Origin of the sequence: Clostridium sp. UBA2485 (assembly GCF_002341865.1) — a bacterium.
Classification (GTDB): Bacteria; Bacillota; Clostridia; order Clostridiales; family Clostridiaceae; genus Clostridium_J.
In genome coordinates this window covers 23,362-29,786 of record NZ_DDOV01000013.1, presented here as the reverse complement: position 1 = coordinate 29,786, position 6,425 = coordinate 23,362, and the positions used below count along the sequence as shown (strand labels likewise).

2 protein-coding genes are annotated in these 6,425 nt (G+C 28.8%); both read left to right on the top strand.

The annotated features are described in order from the left end of the window. The coding region (locus B3603_RS01800; protein ID WP_291560021.1) for an amino acid adenylation domain-containing protein at positions 1-3,826 on the top strand (3,826 nt) is incomplete at its 5' end. After that, positions 3,819-6,425, top strand: a 2,607-nt coding sequence (locus B3603_RS01795) for a non-ribosomal peptide synthetase (protein WP_414632359.1), incomplete at its 3' end; no start/stop codon positions are given. The genes B3603_RS01800 and B3603_RS01795, both read left to right, overlap by 8 nt.

The window sequence follows — 6,425 nt, the reverse complement described above, 5'->3', positions numbered from 1 at the left end:
GCAAAGTTTTGAGGGAGATAGTATAACTTTTGAAATTGATAAGGATATAACGCTAAAGTTAAGAAAGCTTGCAAAAGAAACAGGAACTACAATGCATATGACACTGCTATCTGCTTTAAATATACTTCTATCAAAGTATAGTGGACAAGAGGATATAGTAATAGGAACGCCAATAGCTGGAAGACCACATGCAGACCTTCATAATATAATGGGGATGTTTGTAAATACGCTAGCTTTAAGAAATAAGCCAGAAGGAGATAAGAAATATTTAGATTTCTTAAAAGAAGTAAAAGAAAATTCCCTAAAAGCTTATGAAAATCAAAGCTATAAATTTGACACTTTGGTAGAAAAGCTAAATGTAAAAAGAGATACAAGCAGAAATCCGCTGTTTGATGTGATGATTAATATGATTGATACCGTAAACAGTGAGGATATTAAGTTAGATGATATGATATTGAAGCAATACAATAATAAAAGCAAGATAGCTAAATTTAACCTAACACTGAATGCTTTAGAAAATGATGATAAATTAAGCTTAAGTATAGAGTATTGTTCAAAACTATTTAAGAAAGAAACAATAGAAAGGCTAAGCAATCATTTTGTAGGAATACTAGATAGGATAGTAAATAATAGAGAAATAAAATTATATGAAGTTGATTTATTATCAGAAGCAGAGAAAAATCAAATATTATATGAATTCAATGATACAGAAGTAGATTATCCAAAGGATAAAACCATGCATGAGTTATTTGAAACACAGGTAGAAAAAACACCAAATAGTATTGCAGTGGTATTTGAAGACAGGAAGTTAACCTATAGAGAGTTAAATGAAAGGGCCAATAGTCTCGCTGGAATATTAAGAAGTAAAGGAATTGTGTCAGATTCAATAGTAGGAATAATGATAGAAAGATCTCTAGAGATGATAGTAGGAATAATGGCAATTCTAAAAGCTGGTGGGGCCTACTTACCAATAGATCCGAACTATCCTAAAGAAAGAATAGAATATATGCTAAAGGATAGTGAAAGCAAGATATTGTTGAGTAAAAATACTTTAGTAGAAAATATAGAGTTTAATGGTGAATTTATTGATTTATTTAATGAAAATCTATTTAAAAATAACTCGAGCAATTTAGAAAAGGTAAGCAAATCGAATGATTTAGCATATGTAATTTATACTTCAGGTACAACTGGTAATCCTAAGGGAGTAATGTGTGAACACAAAAATGTTGTTAGATTGGTAAAAAAACCAAATTATATTGAGTTTAAAGATAACGATAGAATTCTCCAAACTGGCTCTATGGTATTTGATGCGTCAACTTTTGAGGTTTGGGGAGCTTTACTTAACGGGTTAGAGTTGTATCTAGCTAAAAATGAAACAATCATATTACCTGAACTTTTAGAAGAGTTTGTAATTAAAAATAGCATTACAATATTATGGTTAACATCTGAACTATTCAATCAAATAGCTGAAGAAAATATAAATATATTTAAAGAATTAAGATATTTATTAGTTGGTGGAGATGTTTTATCACCAAAGTATATTAGTTTGGCAAGAAAAGAATGCAGAAACCTTAAGATTATAAATGGATATGGACCAACTGAAAATACTACTTTTTCTACAACTTATTTAATTAAAAAAGAATATAGTTCTAATATATCAATAGGAAAGCCTATAACTAATTCTAAAGTTTATATAGTAGATAAAAATTATAAGTTAAGTCCAATAGGAGTTTATGGAGAATTATGTGTTAGTGGAGATGGTCTAGCAAGAGGGTATTTAAATAGACCGGAATTAACAGCTGAAAAGTTTGTAGATAATCCATTTGAGTTTGGAACAAAGATGTACAGAACAGGAGATTTAGCTAGATGGTTACCTGATGGAAATATAGAATTTCTAGGGAGAATAGATAATCAAGTTAAGATAAGAGGATTTAGAATAGAACTTGGTGAGATAGAAAATAGGCTATTACAACATGAAGGCGTTAAGGAAGCGGTAGTTTTGGTCAATGAAAACAAAGATAGTGAGAAATATATATGCGCATATGTTATAAGTGGAAAAAATCTTGAAGAGTTAGATTTAAAAAACTACTTAAAAGAAATGTTGCCAGAGTATATGATTCCAGCTTACTTTGTACAATTAGAAAGCATGCCAGTAACTATTAATGGAAAGCTTGATAGAAGAGCACTTCCAGAGCCAAGATTAGATGTAACTTTAACTGAATATGAGGCTCCAAGAAATGAAATTGAAGAAATTTTAGCAAAAATATGGAGTGAAGTATTAGGAGTTGAAAACATAGGTATAGATGATAATTTCTTTGAGCTTGGAGGACATTCTTTAAAGGCAACGGTGCTTATGTCTAAAATTCATAAAGAACTAAATAAGGAAGTACCTTTGAAAGAATTGTTTAAAACACCAACAATAAAAGAGTTAAGCAAGTACATTGAAAGTATAGAAGAAAATATTTGCTCAAATATAGAAAAAACAGAAGGGAAAGAATATCATGAAACATCTTCAGCTCAAAAGAGAATGTATATGATTCAAGAATTTGATAAAGATAGTATAGCTTACAACATGCCTGTAGTTTTTGAGTTAGAAGGAAAAGTTAATAAGAATAAGATAGAAGAAACTTTCAAAAAATTAATCGAAAGGCATGAGTTATTAAGAAGTTATTTTGAGATTTATGATGAAGAAATAATACAAAAAATACTTAAGAGCTATGAGTTTGAATTAGTTAAAAAGCAAAATGAAAATATAGAAGTCATATTAAATACCTTTGTAAGACCTTTTAATTTAAAGAAGGCTCCGTTATTTAGAGTAGAACTTGTTGGAAATGAAGATAAAACTTACTTGTTGATAGATATGCACCATATAATATCGGATGGGGTATCTATGAATATATTAATAAAAGAATTTGCAGATATATATAATGGGAAAAGTTTAGAACCTTTAAAACTTCAATATAAGGATTTTGCAGCATGGCAAAATAATTTCTTAAAATCAGATGAGATGAAAAAGCAAGAAGAGTACTGGATTAAGATGTTCAATGATGAAATGCCAATACTAAATATACCTACTGATTATGAAAGACCATCTGTTCAAAGTTTTGAAGGAGATAATATAAAGTTCGAAGTAGATGAAGAAACTACAGAAAAATTAAGAGAACTTTCAAAAGAAACTGGATCTACCATCCATATAGTTTTATTATCAGCATTCAATATACTTCTATCAAAATATAGTGGCCAAGAAGATATTATAGTAGGTATGCCAATAGCAGGAAGACCACATACAGATTTTCAAAATATAATGGGGATGTTTGTAAATACATTAGCTTTAAGAAATAAACCAAAAGGTTCTAAGAAGTATATAGATTTCTTAAATGAAGTAAAGGAAAATTCCCTAAAAGCATATGAAAATCAAAGTTATCAATTTGAAGCTTTAGTAGAAAGATTAAATCTAAGATTGGATAAAAGCAGAAATCCTTTATTTGATGTTATGTTCAATTCTATTAATTTATTTGATAAAGATGAAAAACTTTTAGATGGACTTTTAATCAAATATTACGATATGAAAACAAGGTCATCCAAGGTGGATTTTGAATTGACAGTGGAAGAAAAATTGAAGACAATTCACTTGTCATTAACATATTCTACTAAGCTCTATGATAAAAGCACTATAGAAATTATGAAAGAAGACTATGTTAATATACTAAAAGTAATAGTAATGAACAAAGAAATCAGTATAGATAATATAATTTTAGAATGCTCAGAGGGATATTTTGATGATGATTCAGCATTAGATATATTAGGAGAACAGTTTAATATATGAATGGTTAAGGGGGATAACCTTTATGAATAAGTATAAGAAAGAGTTAAGTTATTGGAATGAGCAACTTAAAATCTTAAAAGATAATGAAAGGTTTATATGGGATTATTGTGATGAATCCTCATATAAAAAAAGTATATATAAAGAAACATTTGATAAAGAATATGGAGATAAGTTGAATGATATCTGCAAGAACAATAGTCTTTTGATATATACCTTTTTAGTATCAACACTGAAAATCACTTTATCTAAATATATGGGTAAGAACGATATTGTAATTGGTATACCTCGTTATGCTAGTAAAAGTAATGTAGGAAATATGAACATAAATAAGTTATTGCCACTAGTATCTTATATAGACTATGAGAAGACATATTTAGAGTATATGGATTCTATTAAAACTAAAGTACTAGAAAGCTATAAGAATCAGGCTTATTTAAATTCAAAAATATTGCTACAAAACAATTTACCTAATAATGTAATGGAGCTAACACCAGTAAGCATATGCATGAAAGGTCTACATGAGGATAAAGATATTAATTATATATGTGAGTCAAGTAAAAATGAGCTATCATTTTTACTTGAACTTATGGAAGATAAATCAATAGGAATTCAGATTGTATATAATTCTAATAAAATTACTGAAGTTACTGTTAAAACCTTATATGAAAGCTATGTAACTGCTTTGGAAGATATTTTAAATAATCATAATAAGAAGGTTAAAGATATAAAAATATTATCTGAAAAAGATGTTAATAAGATTTTATATGAATTTAATGATACAAAGGTTGATTATCCAGAGGATAAAACAATACATGAATTATTTGAAGTTCAGGTAGAAAGAACACCAGATAATATTGCAGTAATGTTTGAAGATAAGAAGTTAACTTATAGAGAGTTAAACGAAAGGTCAAATAGTCTTGCCACAATATTAAGAGATAAAGGTGTTAAGGCTGATTCAATAGTAGGAGTAATGGTAGAAAGATCTCTAGAGATGATTGTAGGAATAATTGGGATCTTAAAGGCAGGAGGAGCCTACTTACCAATAGATTCAAACTATCCTAAGGAAAGAATAGAATATATGCTAAGTGATAGTGGAAGTAAGGTATTATTAAGCAAAAATGCTTTAGTAGAAAATATAAAGTTTCATGGTGAATTTATTGATTTATTTGATGAGAAATTATTTAAAAATGATACCACTAATATCGGGAAAATAAATGATTCAAACAATCTAGCATATATAATCTACACCTCAGGAACTACAGGAAAGCCTAAAGGAGCAATGATTGAACATAGATCATTGGTTAATAGATTAAATTGGATGCAAAAAAAATATCCAATAGGTGAAAAAGATACTATCCTACAAAAAACAACTTACACTTTTGATGTTTCTGTATGGGAGATTTTATGGTGGTCATTAGTAGGAGCAAAGGTATGTATGCTTAGCCCTAATGCTGAAAAAGACCCCATGAAAATAATAGAAACAATAGATAAGTATGAAGTAACAACAATGCACTTTGTACCTTCTATGTTAGATGTTTTCTTATATTGTGTAGAAGAAAACAGAGATAATATAAATTTATCAAGTTTAAGACAAGTATTTTCTAGCGGAGAGGCATTAAACTTTAAACAAGTATCAAAATTCTATAAAGAGTTTAAAAGTGGTAAAAGTCTTGTAAATTTATATGGTCCAACGGAAGCTACTATAGATGTATCTTATTTTGATTGCATTAATGATGATAGAAAAACAATACCAATAGGAAAGCCTATAGATAATACAGAGTTATATATTTTAAAGAATGATAAGCTTGCTTCTATAGGTGTATCTGGAGAAATATACATAGCTGGAGATGGATTAGCAAGAGGATATTTAAATAGACCAGAATTAACAGCTGAAAAGTTTGTAGATAATCCATTTAAACCTGGTGCAAAGATGTACAAAACAGGAGATTTAGCTAGATGGTTACATGATGGAAATATAGAATTTTTAGGAAGAATAGATAATCAAGTTAAGATAAGAGGATTTAGAATAGAACTTGGCGAGATTGAAAATAGATTATTACAACACGAGGGTATTAAAGAAGCAGTAGCGTTAGTTAAGGAAACCAAAGATAGTGAGAAAAATCTATGTGCATACATTGTAAGTCAAAATTCTGTTGAGGAATTAAACATAAAGAGTTTTCTAAAGGAAGTATTACCAGAATATATGATTCCAGCTTACTTTGTACGATTAGATAAGATGCCATTAACAGCTAATGGAAAGCTTGATAGAAGGGCACTTCCTGAACCAAATTTAGCAGCAACTTTAACTGAATATGAAGCCCCAAGAAATGAAGTTGAAGAAACTTTAGCAAAAGTATGGAGTGAAGCATTAGGAATTGAAAAAGTAGGTATAAATGACAATTTCTTTGACCTTGGAGGATATTCTTTAAAAGCTACTGTGCTTATGTCTAAAATTCATAAGGCATTAAATAAAGAGGTTCCATTAAAAGAATTATTTAAAGCACCAACGATAAAGGAATTAAGCAAGCATATTAGGAATACAGAAGATAATCTTTATTCAAAGATAGAGAAAGTAGAAGAAAAAGAATACTATGAAGCA